Origin of the sequence: Aquabacter sp. L1I39 (genome assembly GCF_017742835.1) — a bacterium.
Classification (GTDB): domain Bacteria; phylum Pseudomonadota; class Alphaproteobacteria; order Rhizobiales; family Xanthobacteraceae; genus L1I39.
In genome coordinates, this window is sequence record NZ_CP072392.1 from 611,631 (window position 1) to 630,433 (window position 18,803).

At 65.5% G+C, this 18,803-nt stretch carries 21 protein-coding genes; 3 read left to right on the top strand and 18 right to left on the bottom strand.

The window, feature by feature from the left end; translation table 11 throughout:
• Nucleotides 1-3: 3 nt before the first annotated feature.
• A complete protein-coding gene (locus J5J86_RS02780) occupies nt 4-966 on the bottom strand; it encodes a lipid kinase (RefSeq protein WP_247657946.1) in 963 nt (320 codons plus the stop codon).
• Nucleotides 967-1,276: 310 nt separating this feature from the next.
• Between J5J86_RS02780 and J5J86_RS02785 the strand changes: the two genes are divergently transcribed.
• Complete coding sequence (locus J5J86_RS02785; protein ID WP_209103387.1) at nt 1,277-1,900, top strand: LysE family translocator; 624 nt, start codon at nt 1,277-1,279, stop codon at nt 1,898-1,900.
• A gap of 56 nt (nt 1,901-1,956) precedes the next feature.
• Here the strand turns inward: J5J86_RS02785 and J5J86_RS02790 are convergent, their stop codons facing one another.
• The gene (locus J5J86_RS02790; RefSeq protein WP_247657959.1) at nt 1,957-2,874 is read right to left on the bottom strand and encodes a TIM44-like domain-containing protein; all 918 of its coding nucleotides are present in this window, start codon (nt 2,872-2,874) and stop codon (nt 1,957-1,959) included.
• A gap of 460 nt (nt 2,875-3,334) precedes the next feature.
• Here J5J86_RS02790 and J5J86_RS02795 point away from each other — a divergent pair, with 460 nt between their 5' ends.
• Both J5J86_RS02795 and J5J86_RS02800 read left to right on the top strand, forming a co-directional pair.
• Nucleotides 3,335-3,586 carry a zinc-finger domain-containing protein gene (locus tag J5J86_RS02795; protein ID WP_209103388.1) on the top strand — a complete coding sequence of 84 codons (252 nt, stop codon included), beginning with the start codon at nt 3,335-3,337 and terminating at the stop codon, nt 3,584-3,586.
• Nucleotides 3,587-3,599: 13 nt separating this feature from the next.
• Nucleotides 3,600-4,763, top strand: a complete 1,164-nt coding sequence (locus tag J5J86_RS02800) for an FAD-dependent monooxygenase (protein ID WP_209103389.1) — start codon at nt 3,600-3,602, stop codon at nt 4,761-4,763.
• Between the two features lie 113 nt (nt 4,764-4,876).
• Here the strand turns inward: J5J86_RS02800 and J5J86_RS02805 are convergent, their stop codons facing one another.
• The 16 genes from J5J86_RS02805 to flaF all read right to left on the bottom strand — a co-directional run bounded on the left by J5J86_RS02805 (nt 4,877) and on the right by flaF (nt 18,801).
• Nucleotides 4,877-5,716 carry a CheR family methyltransferase gene (locus tag J5J86_RS02805; protein ID WP_446698677.1) on the bottom strand — a complete coding sequence of 280 codons (840 nt, stop codon included), beginning with the start codon at nt 5,714-5,716 and terminating at the stop codon, nt 4,877-4,879.
• Nucleotides 5,716-6,882 (bottom strand): protein-glutamate methylesterase/protein-glutamine glutaminase, encoded by a 1,167-nt coding sequence (locus J5J86_RS02810; RefSeq protein ID WP_209105207.1) that lies wholly within the window; start codon nt 6,880-6,882, stop codon nt 5,716-5,718. Before J5J86_RS02810 ends, J5J86_RS02805 begins: the two co-directional genes overlap by 1 nt.
• A 53-nt stretch (nt 6,883-6,935) precedes the next feature.
• Complete coding sequence (locus tag J5J86_RS02815) at nt 6,936-7,316, bottom strand: response regulator (protein ID WP_209103391.1); 381 nt, start codon at nt 7,314-7,316, stop codon at nt 6,936-6,938.
• A 27-nt stretch (nt 7,317-7,343) separates the two neighbouring features.
• The gene (locus J5J86_RS02820; RefSeq protein WP_209103392.1) at nt 7,344-7,820 is read right to left on the bottom strand and encodes a chemotaxis protein CheW; all 477 of its coding nucleotides are present in this window, start codon (nt 7,818-7,820) and stop codon (nt 7,344-7,346) included.
• Entirely contained in the window at nt 7,817-10,600 is a 2,784-nt protein-coding gene (locus tag J5J86_RS02825; protein ID WP_209103393.1) for a hybrid sensor histidine kinase/response regulator, read from the bottom strand. Before J5J86_RS02825 ends, J5J86_RS02820 begins: the two co-directional genes overlap by 4 nt.
• Before the next feature lie 115 nt (nt 10,601-10,715).
• Nucleotides 10,716-12,389: a methyl-accepting chemotaxis protein gene (locus tag J5J86_RS02830; RefSeq protein WP_209103394.1), complete on the bottom strand. Its 1,674-nt coding sequence runs from the start codon at nt 12,387-12,389 to the stop codon at nt 10,716-10,718.
• Between the two features lie 14 nt (nt 12,390-12,403).
• Complete coding sequence (locus J5J86_RS02835; protein WP_209103395.1) at nt 12,404-12,922, bottom strand: hypothetical protein; 519 nt, start codon at nt 12,920-12,922, stop codon at nt 12,404-12,406.
• A complete protein-coding gene (locus J5J86_RS02840; RefSeq protein ID WP_209103396.1) occupies nt 12,916-13,314 on the bottom strand; it encodes a hypothetical protein in 399 nt (132 codons plus the stop codon). Before J5J86_RS02840 ends, J5J86_RS02835 begins: the two co-directional genes overlap by 7 nt.
• An 8-nt stretch (nt 13,315-13,322) precedes the next feature.
• The gene (locus tag J5J86_RS02845) at nt 13,323-13,919 is read right to left on the bottom strand and encodes a rod-binding protein (RefSeq protein WP_209103397.1); all 597 of its coding nucleotides are present in this window, start codon (nt 13,917-13,919) and stop codon (nt 13,323-13,325) included.
• 51 nt (nt 13,920-13,970) lie between these two features.
• On the bottom strand, nt 13,971-14,381 hold the full coding sequence (locus J5J86_RS02850; RefSeq protein WP_209103398.1) for a hypothetical protein: 411 nt from the start codon (nt 14,379-14,381) through the stop codon (nt 13,971-13,973).
• A gap of 3 nt (nt 14,382-14,384) precedes the next feature.
• Nucleotides 14,385-15,071: a flagellar biosynthetic protein FliR gene (locus J5J86_RS02855; RefSeq protein WP_256437073.1), complete on the bottom strand. Its 687-nt coding sequence runs from the start codon at nt 15,069-15,071 to the stop codon at nt 14,385-14,387.
• Between the two features lie 65 nt (nt 15,072-15,136).
• Entirely contained in the window at nt 15,137-17,221 is a 2,085-nt protein-coding gene (gene flhA, locus J5J86_RS02860) for a flagellar biosynthesis protein FlhA (protein ID WP_209103400.1), read from the bottom strand.
• A gap of 87 nt (nt 17,222-17,308) precedes the next feature.
• Entirely contained in the window at nt 17,309-17,575 is a 267-nt protein-coding gene (gene fliQ, locus J5J86_RS02865; RefSeq protein WP_209103401.1) for a flagellar biosynthesis protein FliQ, read from the bottom strand.
• Nucleotides 17,575-17,982, bottom strand: a complete 408-nt coding sequence (gene flgD, locus J5J86_RS02870) for a flagellar hook assembly protein FlgD (protein WP_209103402.1) — start codon at nt 17,980-17,982, stop codon at nt 17,575-17,577. The genes fliQ and flgD overlap by 1 nt, the downstream gene beginning before the upstream one ends.
• Nucleotides 17,983-18,040: 58 nt before the next feature.
• Nucleotides 18,041-18,460, bottom strand: a complete 420-nt coding sequence (gene flbT, locus J5J86_RS02875; protein WP_247657961.1) for a flagellar biosynthesis repressor FlbT — start codon at nt 18,458-18,460, stop codon at nt 18,041-18,043.
• Nucleotides 18,457-18,801: a flagellar biosynthesis regulator FlaF gene (gene flaF / locus J5J86_RS02880; RefSeq protein ID WP_209103403.1), complete on the bottom strand. Its 345-nt coding sequence runs from the start codon at nt 18,799-18,801 to the stop codon at nt 18,457-18,459. The genes flbT and flaF overlap by 4 nt, the downstream gene beginning before the upstream one ends.
• Nucleotides 18,802-18,803 lie beyond the last annotated feature (2 nt).

Below are 18,803 nucleotides of genomic sequence, written 5' to 3' on the forward strand. Positions count from 1 at the left end.
GTCTCACTCTTTGAAAGGGGAAGGGGCGAGGATTCGTCGGGAACTCTGGAAAGCGCTGGGCCGGCTCGTCGGGGCATAGACCCGAAGCACCGCCGGGCGGATGCGGAAATGGGCGGGGGTCCAGGTGGTCAGTTCGCCATCCGTATTCACCGCCCGGGGCTTGCGGGTGCGGATGATGACCTCGGTGGTGCGGAAGGCGCGCACATCATCCCAGCGTCCCTGGGTCCCCCGCCTCAGGCTTGGCAGGAGCCGCAGCAGGCGCCACCAATGGTCGACCTCAAGGGAATAGAAGTCGAGGGTGCCGTCATCGGCCGTGGCGCTTTCGGCCACCGCCATGCCGCCCCCGTAATAGCGGCCATTGCCCACAGAGACCTGGAGCGTGCGCACGGTCTCAATGGTGCCGTCATGCTCGATATAGGCGGTGAAAAGGCGGGATTGCGCGAGCAGGCGCGCGGCGGTGATCGCGTATCCGAGCACGCCCCAACGCTTCTTGGCGTCGGCGGTGAGGCCGCGCGCCAATTCGGCTGAAAAGCCGATGCTGGCCACATTCAGGAAAGGATGCCCATTGACCTCGCCCAGATCCACCAAGCGCGGTGCGCCAAAGGCAATCAGCTGCGCCGCTGCGACGGGATCCGCAGGGATGTTCAATGTGCGGGCGAAGTCGTTCGCCGTGCCCAAGGGCAGGACGCCCAGCGGCAGGGCCGTGTCATAAAGGCCGGAGGCGGCACCGTTCAGCGTTCCGTCCCCCCCGCCGATGATCGCAAGGTCGCACTCCGAGGCGCGCTGCCGGATGAGGTCGGAAAGGCTCTGTCCTTTCTCGAGGCGGGCATCCAAAAGGGTGATGCCGCCCTCGGCAAGAACCTCGCGCACCTCGGGCAGAGGCACGCCACCCTGCCGCGCCTTCGGGTTCACCACGAAAAGCGCACGACGGGGGCGATAGAGCAAAGACGTGCTGTTCGAATCCAAGGGCCACTCACCGGCAAAAGTGTCGGAGCTGATCCGACATCACGCGTGCGACATGCTCGCGTCAGAGGGGCCCGGATCGCAACTCCCTAGCTAAGGGCTGCAACGATATGTTCCAGCCTCCGCCACCTGTGGCGGAATGACGCATAGACCCGTGACCTATAGGCGCCCGCGCGACCTTCTTTGGCAGGGATCGCTGGACACCCCCCGATACGGATGGCTTGATCCCTCCATGGGGGCAAGGGGATAAACGGCCGGCACAAGGCCTCCCGGTTGCCCGCCGGTCCCTGCGTCCAGAGAGGAGGACACCGCGATGGATCTTGAAACCTGGGCCGCCTTTGCGGCCGCCTCCGCTGTCCTGCTGGTCATCCCCGGCCCCACCGTGCTGCTGGTGGTTTCTTATGCGCTGGGTCAAGGCTGGCGGTCCGCCATGCCCATGGCCATCGGCGTGGCGCTTGGGGATTTCGCGGCCATGACCGCTTCCATGGCCGGCGTCGGGGCGCTGCTCCTGGCCTCCGCGGAGCTTTTCACGGCGCTGAAATGGATCGGTGCGGCCTACCTGATCTATCTCGGCATCAAGCTCTTCCGCGCGGGAGGGCGACTGGAGGCCGAGCCGCGCACCGCGCCCGCCTCCGCGCGCCGCATGCTCGGGCATGCCTTCCTGGTCACGGCACTCAATCCCAAGAGCCTGACGTTCTTCGTCGCCTTCCTCCCGCAATTTATCGACCACGGGGCGCCCCTGCTGCCGCAGATGGCGCTCTTCTGCGCCACATTCCTGGTGCTGGCCTTCGCCAATGCCTTCGGTTACGCGCTGGCTGCCGCGCGCGCCCGCGGCCACGTGGGAAACCCTGGACTGATCAAGGTCGTGAACCGCACCGGCGGCTCGCTTCTCGTAGGCGCCGGGCTGCTTGCCCTGACGGCGCGCCCGAGCCCATGAAAAAAGCGGCGCTGCCGGGGGCCGCGCCGCTTCAAATTCGCTCGAGGGAAGAGCCGTCAGGCGTCCTGGATGGCCGAGAGGGTCCAGGCCCCGCCGCGGGTGCGGGTGAAGGTCCACACCTCGGTGGTCTCGGTCACGTCGTCGACGCTACCCGGAGCAGACTGCCCGGTGGCGCGGTCCACCATGCGGTCCCGCATGGAATAGCGCATGGCGACGGTTGCGTAATCGGTCGTCCCCTCTCGCCAGGCTTCCGCCAGATCGCCCTGGAGGAGCTTCACCTCACTCACCTGATTGCGCACGCCACGGGCCTCGTTGTCACGCAGCTCTTCCGTGAGGTAGCCGTAAACTTCGAGCGTGGTCAGCGTCCGCAGCGCACCGTAATCCTCGCGGGAGAATGCGCCTTGCACCTCGCCCAGGATCCGCTCGAAGCTATCGAAGTCCGCACCGGTCAGCCCCACCGCATCCTTGACGCCCCGCTGCGCGGGGGCCTGTTGCGGACGTGTCTGCCCGCCGCCGAGTCCGCCCATGCCACCGAGACCTCCGAGCGCCGACCGCGGCTGCTCAACCCCTTCGCGGGCCATGGAGGCGGGTGCACCTGCCGGCGCCGGCTGGCGGCGCGCGGCGAGGAAGCGGAACACCAGCATCGCCACGATGCCGATCAGCGCGGCCTGCAGCAGCAGCCCCAGGAAGCCCGCCATGCCGCCAAGGCCATGGCCCAGAAGCAGGCCCACGAGCCCGCCAATAGCAAGCCCGCGCAGCAGCGAGCCGGCAAAGCCACCCCCGAAGAGGCCGCCGCGCGTGGCCGCAGCGGCGGTGCCGGTGGCAGCCGATGGCTGAGTCACCGAGCGCTGGATGGGCTGGGCGGTGGTGGGCGCAGTCTGCGTGCTCGGCGGCGCCTGATAGGTACGAGTGCCACGGCTACCGAATCCGCCGCCCTTGCGGGCGTCCGCCGTATCCAGCGTGGCCAGGCTCATGGCCGACCCCAGTGCAACGATCCCGGCGAGCATCGCCAAACGCTTGAAAATTTTCATTTTTCCCCTCGAACCCTTGCGACCTTCCAGAACCTTTCGCCGGTCTGCTCCTGGCCCTCCCCCGCCGAGCGGGTCGCCACAGCGACCCCAAGCTGGTTCGTCCGATGCAGACACCGCAAAGGCCTCATGCGATTCCTTCCCTTGCGTCATGCGCGTCAATATGGGGGGCTTCGTGCCCAGCGCCAGGGCACCCGTATGCACTTTTTTGCGAGCGAGAGCCGCCTCCCTAGGCAGAGATCCTGCTCGGCAGCGACGGCCAAACCATGGCAACGCTCCGAGGTCGCCCGGGCGGGGGCGCGACGGCGCGTCCGAGGACAGGCCCCTCTGCCCTCTTGGATGGGCAGATTGGAAGCGCTAAAGTCGCGCCGCGCTGCAACAGGCGGCGCAAGAGACGGAACGGATCATGGCAGCCATCGGCATCCCCCACTTCTGCAACGACCTCGGTGTCTCGGTCATCGAAGTGGGCGCGCGGGAATTCATGTGCATCGGCGCCCGTCCGCCCTTCGACCACCCGCACATCTTCCTCGACATGGGCGGCGACAACGAGATCATCTGCTCCTATTGCTCGACGCTGTATCGCTACAATCCGGCCCTGAAGGCTAACGAGGCGAAGCCCGAGGGGTGCGTCTGGCAGGGCCAGTCCGAGGCGGCGTGACGTCGTGGTGCCCATGAGCGCGCAGGTCGCGGCGCGCGACGCACTGGTGGTCGGCGCCGGCATCGGGGGGCTGACATGTGCACTCGCCCTGCGTCGCATCGGACTGGATGTCAGCATCCTGGAACAGGCGCCCGCCCTTCAGGAGGTGGGTGCTGGCTTGCAGCTGACGCCGAACGCCACACGCGTGCTGCGCAATCTTGGTGTCCTGGACGCGGTTCTCCAGGCCGGAGTGCTGCCCGCTGCCTTGGAGGTCATGGAGGGTCGCACCGGCCGCCTGATTGCGCGCTGCGACTACGCGCCCGCCACGGCGCGCTACGGCGCGCCCTTCCTGGTCATACATCGAGCGGATCTTCATGGGGCCCTCGCCCGCGCGGCTCAGGACGCGGGCAGCCGTATCCTTCTGGGGGCGAGCCTCGAAGGCGTGGAAGCGGACAACGGCAAGATCGCGGCCATTGCTAGCCGCGGCGGCGAGCCGCTCCCGCTCGAAGCAGATATTCTCATTGGCGCCGATGGCATCCGCTCGACGGTACGCGCCCAGCTCGGCCACTCGGCCATGCCGGTCTTCGCCTCACGGCTGGCCTATCGGGCAACCATTCCCTCTCCCCACGAGGGCGAGCCGGTGGTCCGGCTCTATCTCGGCGCCGACGCTCATCTGGTGACTTATCCGGTTCAGAGCGGAGACGCCATCAATGTGGTGGCGGTTGTCAAGGAGGATCGCCCGGTGGCGCGGTGGAGCGAACCGGGCGAAACCTCGACGGTGCATGCCGCCTTCTCGGCTTGGGCGGACGAGGTGCGCGCCCTGCTCGCCCGGGCGCCAGACTATCGGTGCTGGGGCCTCTATGACATTGACCCCTTGCCCCGCTGGGGCACCGGGCGCAGTACGCTGCTGGGCGACGCAGCGCACGGCATGCTCCCCTTTCTCGCCCAAGGCGCCGCCCAGGCGATCGAGGATGCCTCAAGCCTCGGCCAGGCGCTGCAGGAACACGCGGACGCCGAGCAGGCCTTGCGGGCCTACGAAGCTGTCCGCCGCCCCCGCACGGCGCGCATCCAGCGGGAAGCGCGGGCGAATGGCATGGTCTACCATCTGGCGGGTCCCGCCGCCTTCGCGCGAGACGCGGTCCTGCGCCTGACGGGCAGCCACCTGATCGACCGCTACGACTGGATCTACAGTGCCTGAGAGCCGAGAGGGTTTCAGCGTTTCATCGCCCCACTGAAACCCTCTATCTGTTTGTCAAAGCACTCCTTTCACCGGACCGGATCTCCGGTTCGTTCGGAAATGCGACAGGGGCCTCAGGCGCCAACCGCCGCCGCAGTCGTTGCCTGGTTGGGAATGTAGAAGCCCCTGCAGTCCGGCATGGCGCGGAAGGCGTCGCCCAAGCCCATCACCGTCTCCGCGCCCCCCAGCACCAGGAACCCGTCCGAAGTGAGCACCCGGGCAACGCGGTTCAGGATGTCGGTCTTGGTCGGCGCGTCGAAATAGATGAGCACGTTGCGGCAGAACACGATGTCGAAGATGCCGAGGCCGATGAAGGGGTCCAGCAGGTTCAAGCGGCGATAGTCCACCATGGACTTCACCTGGGGGGAGACCTCCCACATGTCACCCGCCTTCACGAAATACTTCAGCAGCATGGGAGCGGACAGTCCGCGCTGGACCTCAAACTGATTGTAGCGTCCGGCCCGCGCCCGATCGAGCACCTCTGTGGAAAGGTCCGTGCCGATGATCTCCACGCGCCGGGTCCCGATGATGCCGGGATGCTCCAGCAGCGTCATGGCCAGCGAATAGGGCTCCTGCCCGGTGGAGGCGGCGGCACACCAAATGCGGATGGGGGCGCCAGGCGGCCGTCGCTGATGAATCTTCGGCAACATCAGCTTGGTGAAGTTCTCGAACGGCGTGCGATCCCGGAAGAACAGGGATTCGTTGGTGGTCATGGCTTCGACCACCGCTTCGGAAATCACGAACGATGTGTTGTCGCGCAGGACGGTCGCAAGGTGGGCGAAGTCCAGAAGGTCGAACTTCCGCAAGAGCGGCGCCAGCCGGCTCTCCAGCAGATAGTGCTTGTCGTCCGACAGGACGAGGCCCGAACGCTGCTTCAGGAAACGACGAAAGAAGTCGTAGTCGGTAGGCGTGATCATGACCGGGCTCCCGTGAGCAGGCGGTTGACCTTGCGGGCGATACCGTCGAGCGGCAGGATTTCGCAGGCATTTCCAGCGGACGCGGTGGCGCCCGGCATGCCCCAGACGACAGAGGTCTCTTCGTCCTGCACGATCACACTACCACCGGCGTCTGCGATCACGCCTGCGCCGCGGGCCCCATCGCTGCCCATGCCGGTGAGGACCAGCGCGAGAGTGTGGGATCCAAATCCTTGCGCCACGGCATTGAACAGGGGATCGACGGCCGGCCGGCAGAAATTGACCGGAGGGTCGTCATTGAGCCGGATGATTCCCGGCTTCCCCTTGACCCGCTCCACCACCATATGGCGGCCCCCAGGTGCGATATAGATCCGGCCGGGAACCAGTTCCTCCCCGTCGACCCCTTCTGCCGCAGGGCGGCCGGCGGCGCGGCTGACATGCTCGGCAAGGATGGCGGTGAAGGTGGCGGGCATATGCTGGGCGATCACCACAGGCACAGTGCCCACGGCCTGCCCGATCTGGCCGAAGAGGCGTGTCAGAGCCTGCGGGCCGCCCGTGGAACTGCCGATGGTGAGGATGCCCACTGGCGACATGGAATAGGAACGCATCCTGGTCTCTCCCCGCTTCAAGGGGGCCGCGACAGGAGGCGGGGGGGCGGGTGTGGCCGGGCGAGCAGCAGTTGCGGTTGCACGCGCCCCCTCGCTGGCGGTGGGCGCGGGCGGAGCCGCCGCCGCGGGCGCCGACGCACTCGGGCGCGCCAGGCCGGGGCGCCGACGCGCCCTCTGGCCGAGGCTTCTCACCTTCGCGAGCAACTCCCGCTTGAAATCATCGGCCGCGGCGATGCCGCGACCCGCATCGGGTTTGGGCAGGTAGTCGGCCGCACCCAGGGTGAGGGCGCGCAGGCTCACCTCCGCCCCGCGCCGGGTGAGCGTGGAGGCTACCACCACCATTGTGTTCGGCTTGCGCTCCAGGATGATGGGAAGCGCCTGGAGCCCGTCCATGTCGGGCATTTCCAGGTCGAGAATCACCACGTCCGGCTGCGCGGCCACCACGTCATTGACCGCCAAGCGGCCATTGGCGTGGGTGGCGACGACGGCGAACTCGGGGTCCTCCGACAGCCACGTCTTGAGGATGCCGCGGACGAAAACGGAATCGTCCACGATCATGATGCGGATGTGATCGCTCGAAGGCGGCGGTGTGGGGCTGGGCGCTGGGATGGTCACGGCACGCTCTCTTCCAGCAGGCCCACCTCGACCAGCTTCTCGCGCAGGATCTCGGAATCGAACGGCTTCATGATGTATTCGTCGGCCCCAAGGGAGAGCGCCTTGGCAATGTGATCCAAATCGTTCTTTGCGGTACAGAAGATGACCTTCGGCGCATCGCCGCCGGGGGTCGCGCGCAGCTTGGCCAGGAATTCCAGGCCGTCCGTGATGGGCATGGCCCAGTCGAGCACGATGGCGTCGGGCATGGCGCGCAAGCACTCCTCCAGCGCCTTTTGGCCATCCACGGCCTCTGAGACGCTGAAGCTGAAGTCCTCAAGGATGCGCCGGGCCACCTTCCGGGCCACTCCGGAATCGTCGACCACGAGACAGGTTTTCATGTGTCGCTTCCTATGATTGGGGACGGGTCAGGCGGCCGCGCGGGTCATGCCCGCGCGGCGCAGGGCCAGGTCGACGTCCAGGATCAGGAGCAGTTCGCCGGACAGGCGGTGGACGCCCGCCACGATACCCGCCCAATGGGGGTCGAGATTGGCGGGGTTGGATTCCCGGCGTGACGTGTCGAGCATGAGCACGTCGCCGACCTCATCGATGATGAGGCCGAAGGCTTCGCCATTGTGCTCGATGCCCACCGCCATGCCGGCCTTTTCGGCCGGCGGCAGGGAGAGCAGACGACGCATGTTCACCATGGTGACGATGCGGCCGCGCAGGTTCAGCACGCCCTCGATCTCGCGCCAGGCGAGCGGCACACGGGTGATCGCATCGGGAACGAACACCTCATGCACCATGTTGATGGGCAGGCCGAAAAGCTGCGGCCCGATCCGCACCGTAACGAACTGGATCTCCGAGCGCTGGGGCGCATCCGACTTTGCAACCGCGGTGGTCATGCGGCCACTCCCTTGCTGGTGTTAGCGAATTCCTTGAGGGCGGCGATCAGGCCGGGCCGGTCGAACTTCGCGATGTAATCGGTGAAGCCCGCCGCGCGGCCGCGCTCGATGGCGTCGGGATCGTTATGGCCGGCAAGCGCGATGATGGGCAGGCCCTGGATCTGCGGATCGCGCCGAACCGCCTCGGCGAGGGCGTAGCCGTCCATGCCGGGCATCTCCACGTCGCTGACGATGGCATCGAAGCGCGTACCGTTGCACAGCCGCTCCAGCGCCTCGCGGGCCGAGCCGCAGGCGGTGACCTCATAGCCGTTGCCCTTGAGCACCGGCTCCAGCAGGTTGCGGTAGAAGGGGCTGTCATCCACCAGCAACAGCTTGGGAACAGAGCCCTTCTGCGCCCGCGACATCTGCTCGAAGCGCTCGCCGAAAGCCAGGTTGATGTAGTGGCCCACGTCGAGGATCTCGGTGGCCTGCCCCTCAATGACCGCCGCACCCAGCACCTCGGGCGTGTCGGCCGAGAGCTGCATGTCGAGATGGGCCTCGACGATGTCGACGATCTCGTCCACCACGAGGCCCATGACGCGGCCATCATCCGAGAAGACGAGCATGGGCTGCGTGCCGGTCTCTGCACGACGCACCTGGTCGTTCACATAGATGAGCGGGATCAGGGCGCCGCGATACTGGATGACGGGGTGGCCGTTGACGCGCTCCACCTTGGTGACGTCCAGTTCTTCCAGGCGCGTGACCAACGAGAGAGGAACCGCCTTGATCTCACCGCCGCCGGCACGGAAGAGCAGCAGCGAGGTGGTCGCCCCGCGATCCGCCGCGCGATTGGCAGCGTGGGCACCGAGCGCTTCGCCGGCGCCCTCCACCGGGGCGGAGGCCGCCTGCGAGAGGCCGCTCGGATCCACGATCATGATGACGCGGCCATCGCCGAGGATGGTGCTGCCCGACACCAGAGAGAGCTGGCGCAGCAGCGAGGACATCGGCTTCACAACGATTTCCTCGGTGTGAGAGACCGCGTCCACCACCACGCCGAAGGTCTGGTGACCCACCTGCATCACCACGATGAGAGCATCGTTGAGCAGCGCCTCTTCCTTGGCCGGGTCACGCTCCATGCCCAGCAGAGTGCCAAGCTGGACGATGGGCAGCAGCTTGTCGCGCAGGCACAGCACCGGCGCTTCCTTAAGCCGCTTGACTGCATGCTCGGAATTGGGCTGCACCCGCACCAGTTCCACCACCGCGCTCTGCGGCAGGGCGAAGCGCTCGTCACCGGCGCGCACGATCAGGGCCGGAACGATGGCAAGAGTGAGCGGGATTTTGATGATGAAAGTGGAGCCCTCACCCGCCTTGGAGCGCACTTCCACCGTGCCGCCGATGAGCTCCAAATTGGAGCGCACCACGTCCATGCCGACGCCACGGCCGGAGACGTTGGTCACCTTCTCGGCGGTAGAGAAGCCTGCATGGAAGATGTAGCGGAACACTTGGCCGTCCGGCATCTTGGCCAGTTCCGCCTCGGTGGCCAGCCCGTTCTCCAGGGCCTTCTGTTTGATGCGGGCGACGTTGAGGCCACGGCCGTCATCGGCGATCTCGACGATCACGTGCCCGCCCTCGTGATAGGCGGACAGGCGGATCGTCCCCTTCTCCGCCTTGCCGGCGGCGCGCCGCTCCTCCGGACCTTCCAGGCCATGATCGGCGGAGTTGCGCACCATGTGGGTGAGCGGATCCTTGATCTGGTCGAGCACCTGACGGTCAAGCTCCGTCTCGGCGCCGATCTGCTCCAGCTCGATCTGCTTGCCCAGTTCCTGAGCCAGGTCACGCACGATGCGGGGCAGCTTCTGCCAGGCATTGCCGATCGGCTGCATGCGGGTGCGCATCACGCCGTCCTGCAGCTCGGCGGTGACGTTCGACAGGCGCTGGAGAGAGACCTTGTACTCGGAATCCTCATGCCGGCGGGCAATCTCCATGAGCTGGTTGCGGGTGAGAACCAGTTCCGACACCATGGTCATCAGATGCTCGAGCACCCCGACGCTGACGCGGATGGACTGCGCCGAGACGCTGGTATGGGCAGCATCCTCGCCGCGCGCAGCGGCCGGAGCGGCCTCCTCGCGGGCGGGCGGCGCGGTGTCGTTGGCGGGCTTGGGCATGGGGCGGGCCGCAGCGGGGGCGGGCTTGGCGGCGGGCGCTTCAGCTGGCGGCGCGGCGGCAACCTTGGACGCGGCGACCGACTTGGAGGGACGCTCTACCTTGGTCTCACGGAAAATCCGATCCAGTTCATCGAGCGGAATTTCACCCGGCAAAAGCTCACGCTCCAGCGCACCGGCCGACGACACGGCCGCAGCCACGGGGGCAACCACAGGGGCCGGCGGCTTGGGCGGCGGAGGCGGCGGAGACACCGCCGCAGCCGCCATTTCGGCCATGGCTTCCAACTGATGGATCAGATCCTCGTCGGACCCTTCCGGCTCGCGTCCCTCGGCCGCTTCCAGTTCCGCCATCAGTCCCTTGATGCGGTCGATGGTGCTCAGCACGAGGCCGACAGCCTCGGTGGTGACCGGCCGTCCCTCGCGGAACTTGTCCATCAGGGTTTCAGCAGCATGGGCAAGAGCAGCGAGGCGGGACAACCCGATGAAGCCGCAGGTGCCCTTTATGGTGTGAACCAGGCGGAAAATATTGTTCAGGATCTGAGCATTGTTCGGATCCTGCTCAAACTTGACGAGTTCCACGTCCGCCACGTCAAGGCTCTCATTGGTCTCCGTCAGGAACTCGCGCAACAGGTCATCCATGGCCTCAACTCCGAGGTGCAGGCGGGGGCTAAAAGGGTTCAACTGCAGCCCCGAGGGGCCGGAACTCAGGGCCTAGGCGCCGCGGCGGGCGCCCATGCCGGATGCGGAAGACCGATCAGGCGGCCCGGACGCGCTCGACGAAGATGTCCACCTGGCTGCGCAGGCGCTGGGCCTGGTTGGACAGGTCGCTGGCGGCGTGCACGATGTCGGAGGACACCCGGCCCGTATTGGCAGCGGCCGAGCTCACATTGGTGATGGAGGAGGAGACCTCCTGCGTGCCCTGGGCGGCCTGGGCGACGTTCTGGGCGATCTCTCCGGTGGCTGCGCCCTGCTCGTCGATGGAGGTGGAGATGGCCGTGGAGATCTCGTCGATCCGACGGATCGTCCCGGAAATTCCCTCAATGGCTCGCACCACCTCATTGGTCGCTCCCTGGACGGCCGAAATCTGCGAGGAAATCTCGTCGGTCGCCTTGGAGGTCTGCTCCGCCAGGGTCTTCACTTCCTGCGCGACCACCGCGAAGCCCCGACCCGCATCGCCCGCCCGGGCCGCCTCGATGGTGGCGTTAAGGGCGAGGAGGTTGGTCTGCGAGGCGATATCGGTGATGAGATTGACCACCTGGCCGATCCGCGCAGCGGAAGCCGCAAGGCCGCGCACCACTTCGGCCGTGCCGGTGGCCTGGGTGGTCGCCTCGCCGGCGATGCGGGCAGCGGTCGCCACCTGCGAGCCGATTTCGCGCACGGAGGCCGCCATCTCTTCCGCAGCGGAGGCGGCGGTCTGCACGTTGGAGGTGGCCTGCTCGGCCGCCGCGGCCACTATGGTGGACTGACGGCTCGTCTCGTCCGCGGAGGCGCTCATGGAGGCGGCATTGCGCTCCAGAAGAGACACCGCCTCGGCGACGGTGCGCACCACGCCCGACACGTCCCGGTCAAACTGCTCGGCGAGCGAGCGCATGGCGGCGCGCTTCTCGTCTTCAAGCCGCTGCGTTGTCGCAGCCTGTTCCGCCCGCATCTGCTCAGCCGTGCGAAGTTCGCCCAGCAACTGCTCAGTGCTGTTCCACAGATCCCCCACCTCGTCAGAGGTGCGGCGCGTTTCGAGCTGAACCTCCAGGTCGCCGTCTGCGAGCTTCTGGAGCGTCTGGGAAACTCGCACCAGCGGCCGGCTCAGGAGACGTGAGCCGATGAAGAGCGCAATGCCCACGCCGATAGCGAGTCCACCGACCGTGGCGGCGATGAGGATGGTCCAGACGCTGTTCTGCAACGCTTCCTGTGCCCGGCGAAGGGGCTCAAGGTCGTCCATGACGCCGGCTGTCACTTTCGACAGGGACGCCTGGAGCGCCTTGCGGTTGTTTCGGTTCGCCTCGTTATTGCCTTGTGCGTTCGCGAGCTTGGGGTCCTGCTCGGTGCCCAGCCGCACAGTCTCCGTCCGGAAGGTGCGGAAATCCTTGAGGTCGACGAGCACCTTAGCAAGGTCAGGCTGCTCGGCCGGCGGCGTCAGGCTCTTCAGTTCAGCGACGCTCTTATCGATATTGTTCAGTGCCCGGACGAGGCCGGCGGCGAACGGCTTGGCCGCTTCCGTGGTCGGCGACATGTAGATGCCGCGCGATTCCATCACGACAGCGGTAATGGAGCCATTGATCTGCTCCAGGAGGAAGGCCCGTTGGACGGTGTTGTCCAGGATGGCCGCACCCTCCCTCTGCGCCTGCATGCCGTAGAGAGCGGCACCGCACACGGCGACAGTGGTCAGGCCAAGAACCCCGACGATGCTGTAGATCTTGCCGATGATCTTCATGGTCTACTCCGATCTCAGTGCGCAGCCTTCGCCTTTGGCGCGGGCTTGCTCTCGTTTTTCAGGGGTGCATTATTTCCTGCGGCCGACCGCATATCCGTCTTGTCGATGTAGTTGATGGAATCCACAAGTACTTCCTGCACGACATCACCGCCGATATAGGTGTTTGCCGCTGCCTTGATGCGGGACATCATCGCGGAAAGATCGTACTTCGCGATCTTCCCGGATTCGATCCGGCCATTCACATAGATTTCATTGAAAACCGAATGCGTGACAAAGATGGATGGATCAACTGGAAGTTTACGCAGCGTCGCGGCATCCGCCGTGAAAACCATTTTCGCCAGAACATAACCTTTAATCTGTCCGTCAATGACCATGGGGATGGTGACCGGCGGAAGGCGGCGATAGTCGAGCCCCGGCGGATAGGGATCGTCTGCCTTGGCATGGGCCGCCCCCGCCGCCCAATAGGCCGCGCCATAGCTCGATCCGAGGGCCACCGCGCACACCCACAGACCGATGAGGAGGAACTTCACCATCCGCCCCTCCCCTCGGCCGCGTGATAGGTGGAATAGGTGCCGTCGGATTCCGCGTCACGGAGCGCCTGGTCGAGGATGGCACCCACTTCCTGGGCCGCTGCCAGATGCAGGGAGAGAACCCCCTGATTGTCCACGAGCTTGCCGCGCAAGCGGTCAAGCCGCTCCTGCAGCAGGTCGCCTTGACGGACATCCACGCCGCGCGCAGCGCGGCTGAGTTCGAGGAGGCTGCGGCTCTTGCGGCGATTGATATCGGCAAGATCGAGCGGTGCGCGCAGGCGCAGGGCCTCCGTCTCCTGGTCCACCAGTTCCTCCAGGCGCTCAAGCGCGCTGACGAGGGTAGCCAGCGCGGGATCCTTGCCCGGCACGGATGGGAGAGCCTCGAAAAGGTCCATGGCGCGCCTCACACCCTTGCCTTCAGGCCTGTGGCGGTCGCCAATGCGGCCGCAGCGGACGCTCCGGTGGCGCCTGCTGCCTCAGCCTGCGCTGCCCCCTGGGCCGCGTCCTGGTTGCGGGCCGCGAAGGCGGTGGCAAGGCGCTGGGCGATGCCGATGCCGCCCGCCCGCGCGGCCTGATCGGCGATTTTCTCCGCGAGCATGGATTTCCAGATCTGGCCGGCATTGCCGTTGCCGAACACGGCCTCGGCTTTCTGCGGCATCATGGCCTGCACGAACTGCGACATGACCATGGCCTCGAACTTCCGGAACGAGGCGGCCGCAGGCGTGACATCGGCACCGGCTCCGGCCTGCTGTCGGGACAAGGCCGTGGCGTTACGCAGGGATACGGTGGAGGACACGGCGAAGGGGGCAAGGCCCGGGGTCAGAGGCGGGGCCGGCGTCGCCGGCAGACCCTTCGGCGGCATCACCTGATCGAAGGCCAGGCTTTCCGAAGGCGCGCCCATCGCCAGCGCACGCAGCTTGCTGATCACCGCCTGCTGGCGGGTCGGATCTGCGGCCTGCATAACGCCAAAGACGATGTCTGAAGGAGGCTGGATTCCCATGGTCCCATTCGCAAAAGGGAGTTTCGACCAGGGAACCTTGCCGCCTTTGGCTTATGCGAGGCTTGCATTGTCCCTGTCGCGGGAAGAAGACGTGGCGCTCGCCTCCACCAGGACCTGAAACGCCTTCTTGTCGGCCTCGGACCGCGCAGCCTCCTCGGCATTCGCCTCGAGGCGCTCTGCCCGTTTCAAAGCCAGCGCTTCCTCCCGCACCTTCTCCTCTTGCCGCGACCTGGCTTCCGCCACCACCTGTGCGGCGCGGCTGACCTGCGCCAGCCGACGGGCAACGCTGCCAGCGAAAAGGCGGCCGAACTGATCATGGTCGTAGGAGGCCAGCAACTCGCCCCGGGTGCGTTCGAGATCCGCATGCTCGCGCACGAGCCGCGCCTGCTCCCACTCGGCCACTTTGTGCATCTGCTCGCGCACGGCGACGATGCGGCGGGCCTTTGCCAGGCGATCGGACATGACCTATCCTCCCTTGAGCCAGGCGCCGACCACCTGAATGAAGTTGCCGAGGAAGCTGTCGGCGATCATGTATAAAAGCAGCAGACCGCCCGCCATTACGAATGGCGTCGCTACGAAATACACGGGGATCTGCGGCGTAAACTTGTTGGCGATGCCAACCGCAAGATTGGCAACGATGGAATAGATAATGAAGGGACTGGAAAGCCTAACCGCCAGGAGATAGGCGGCGGTGAGTTGGTCGACCAGATCCGGCAGTGCGAATCGCAGGGTGAAGGAGGCCGACGGGGGGATCCGGCGGTAACTTTCAAATATTCCCTTGATAAGCTCCAGGTGCAGGTCGCTCGCGAACAGCAGCGTGGTCGCGCTGAAGGCGATCAGCGTGGCGATGGCGGGCAGAGGCTCGTCGTCCTCCAAGGGAAGCCCCGGCATGCCAGCGACGCCGATTGCCTGGGCAATGGCATTGGCCATGGTCTGAAGTGCGAGGAAGAACACACGCGCCAAAAGGCCGATGCCCGCCCCGATCGCCACTTCCGACGTCACCGACATGACAAAGCCGACCGCATTGGACGGCGAGGCCACCCCACCCATCTCATTGGCAAGCATGGGGGAGAAGGCAAGCGAGATGGCGACGGCGAGGAACAGCCGCACCTGCACCGGGAGATGCCGCCCCCCGATACCAGGCAGCAGCATGAGGCAAGCGCCCACGCGGCAGAAGACGAGAAAGGCGGCGAAGACCGCATGGCTCGCCTCCGCGCTCATGCAATGACGCCCAGCGACTGGATTTCCACACCACGGGCGATCTCCACATGGGAGAGCACGGGAAGAGAGGGGAACATGCGCTCGATGATCATCCGCACATAAGGCCGCGCATCGGGGGCGGTGACGAGAATGAAAGGCGCCCCTTGCTTCATCCGCTCACGCACGGCGGCGGACGCCTCGGTGCCGAACTGCTCGACAAGCCGCGGATCGATATCGAACTCGATCACCTCGCCCTTCGCGTCCCGCTTCAGGCTCTGGTGGAAGGTCAGATCCCAGCGGCTGCCAAGCCGCAGCACCCGCAACACGCCGCCCTCCGCGAGGTCACCGCAAATCTGCTGGGCCATTCGCATGCGCACGTGCTCCGCCACCTGCTCCGAACGCCGGGCATGGGGAACAATCTCAGCGATTGCTTCCAGGATGAGGTGCAGGTTGCGCACAGAAACGCGCTCGGACAGCAGCAGCTTGAGCACCGCCTGCAACCCGGAAAAGGAGATTTGGGACGGGCAGATGTCCTCGATGAGACGCTTATATTCGGGATCAAGGCGATCCAAGAGCGCCCTCATATCCTTATAGGACAGGAGTTGCGGCAAGTTGTTGGAGATGACTTCGCTCACATGTGTGAGCATCACGGTGGTATTGTCCACAGGTGTGAAGCCTTCCCTGCGCACCTCCGCCGCATAAGCCTCCGCCACCCACATGGCCTTCATGCCGAAGGCGGGCTCGCGCACCTCCTCGCCGGGCACATCCGGCGGGCGGCCTTCCCCGGTCACCACCAGGAGTTCGCCGATGCGCATGTCATGGGCAGCAACCACTGTGCCGTGAATCTTGATCTGGTAAGTCTTGGCCGGAACCGACAGGCTTTCCGACATGCGGATGTCCGGCACGACGAAGCCGTAGCGCATGGCGAATTTGCGCCGCATCTTGGAGACGCGGTTCGAAAGCTCTGTCGGCGAGCGCAGCACAGTCCCCGCCAGTTGCTTGCCGACGCAAACCTCGATTTCCGGCGTCCGGAGCGATTCCTTGACGCTCTCACGCGCCTCCTTCTGCGCGGCCGCCGCCTCTTCCGCCACCTTGGCGTCCGCCGCCGCCTTCTGGCGGGCGATCTGCTTGGGAATGACATAGCCCACATAGGCCATCACCCCCGCGAGGGCGGCAAAGGGCGGGAAGGGAAGGCCGGGAACCAGGGACAGCGAGAACAGGAGGCCGGCGGCGACGAAGAGCGCCCGAGGATAGGCCCCCAGTTGCCCAAGCACCGCCTTTTCCGCCCGTCCCCGCGTGCCACCTTTGGACACAAGCAGGCCGGCGGAAAGGGAGACGATCAGGGCTGGAATCTGTGAGACGAGGCCGTCCCCCACCGAGAGGCGCGTAAAGATGTCCGCCGCTTCGCCAAGCGGCATGCCGTGGCGTGTGACACCGATGATGATGCCGCCGAAAATGTTGACCGCTATGGTGATAAGGCTGGCGATGGCCTCGCCGCGCACGAATTTGGAGGCGCCGTCCATGGAGCCAAAAAAGGCGCTTTCCTCCTCCAGTTCGCTGCGGCGACGCTGAGCCTCCTTGTCGTCGATGAGGCCCGCATTCAGATCCGCATCAATTGCCATCTGCTTGCCGGGAATGGCATCGAGAGTGAAGCGCGCGCCCACCTCCGCAATACGGGTGGCACCCTTGGTAATGACGAGGAAGTTCACCGTCACCAGGATCACGAAGACCACGATGCCGATGACGAAATCACCGCTCATCACCAACTGCGAGAAGCCCTGGATGATGCGGCCGGCCGCATGAACGCCATCGCCCCCATCCGCTAGGATCAGACGCGTGGTGGCGACGCCGAGCGCAAGGCGCAGCAGCGTGGCGATCAGCAGAATGGTTGGGAAGGAGGAGAATTCCAGCGGCTTCTGGATCCACAGCGCCACCATCAGGATCAGCACCGACAGGGCGATGGAGAGCGCAAGGCCGATATCGATGAGAAAGGTCGGAATCGGCAGGAACAGGACCGCGAGGATCGCCACCACGCCGATGGCAAACCCGATGTCGCGGCGCGAATTTCCCACGGCAACGCCGTCGGCTGCAATGTCACTCATCTTTCACCCCCGCGCCACCTCATATGGCGCCGGCCCGCCCGGGCCATGGCACTGTTGCTTCAAGGCTCGGCGAAGAGCGTCCGCCGTTCAGTATCCCGTCGCGATGTGGCCGTAGATTTCCTGCGTGAAAGCCAGGATCTGTGCGCCCATGAAGGAGCCGGTGACAGCCGTGGCGGCAAGAACTGCGATGATCTTCGGAATGAAGGTCAGGGTCACTTCCTGCACTTGAGTCAGGGCCTGAAAGAAGGCCACAAGCAGACCCACCAGCATCGCCGCCGCGACCGCAGGCCCTGCTGCGATGAGAATGGTCCAGATGGCAGAATGGACCAGATCCAGGGCATCCGCCTCGTTCATCAGCGCAGCACGATGCCGGAGGACAAAGTTACGGTCTGGCCATCCGTCAGTGTCGCGACCGGGTCGCCGCTGGTCACGCGCACGGAAGATATCTCGCCGCTGACGGTTCCGTCGGCGCTGGTCACGGTGCGCCCGACGGCGCGTTCTGCGGTCTGAAGCGAAGTTGCCGCCAGGAGGGAGTCCAGCTTGGCGTTCGATGCCACCGACTGCTCCACCTGCGAGAAGGAGGCGAGCTGGGACATGTAGGCCGTGGAATCCATGGGCTGCGTGGGATCCTGGTTCTGCAATTGCGCCACCAGGAGACGCAGGAAGGCGGTGTAGTCGATGCTGGACGGAGACTTGGCCGCCGCGGCCGAAGCGGTGGCCGACGAAGCAGTGGAACCGGTCACGTTGCTAATGGTCGTCATGGGAACTCCTCCTGCTCCGTCTTGCCCGCTGAAGGTTGCGCGAGGCCACCTTTCCGCCTCAGGCGGCGCGCGGCGGCCGGCAATGAGGGTCCGCGAGGATCGCCTCCTCGATGGGAAAGAGCCCCCGCAAAGCTCTCAGCGCGTCGTAAACCCGTTCGGATTCAACGAGTTGCCCCACCTCGTCCAGCCCGTGCAGAACGTCGAGGTTCCGGAACGAGGTAAAGAGCGCCGCCAGCTGCTGGAAGAACAGGTTCCGCGCAGCCCCCGCATTGGCCGGGTCCATCAGGATGGCCTGGGCGACGAAATAGAGCTGGCGCAGCGGCGTGGTGGTTTCCTCCAGCTGCATGACGTGATTTTCCATGAGGAACGTCACGTCATTCATCAATTCGACGCACACCTTGCGGTCGAAACGAACCACCGCCCCGTTGATGTAAAGCTTTTCCCCCGCTCTCAGATTGAGCTGCATGGATTTTTTCATGACAGTCCGTCCCGGATGGCTCTGTTGACCTCGATGAGGCCGGCGAAGTTGGAAGAACGTTCGTTGAGAATGTCATCCCCCTCCTTCATCACCCAAAGACCAATGGAAATGAGGCTCGCCTTCAAGTCGTCGGGCAACTCGTTATGGGGGTTGGACAGGTCGGAGATCAGAAAACCCCAGAGCTTCTGAGTATATTCGATCGCCTCCAGCGCAGAAGAACCCCGGTCGGACAAGGAGGCAGTGTCGAGCAAGCCGATGGCATGATCGAGGGCGAGGCGCTCCCGCTCGCGTTTGATGGCTCCGGATTCCTCGAGAATCTCGGCATAGGAGAACTTATACATGA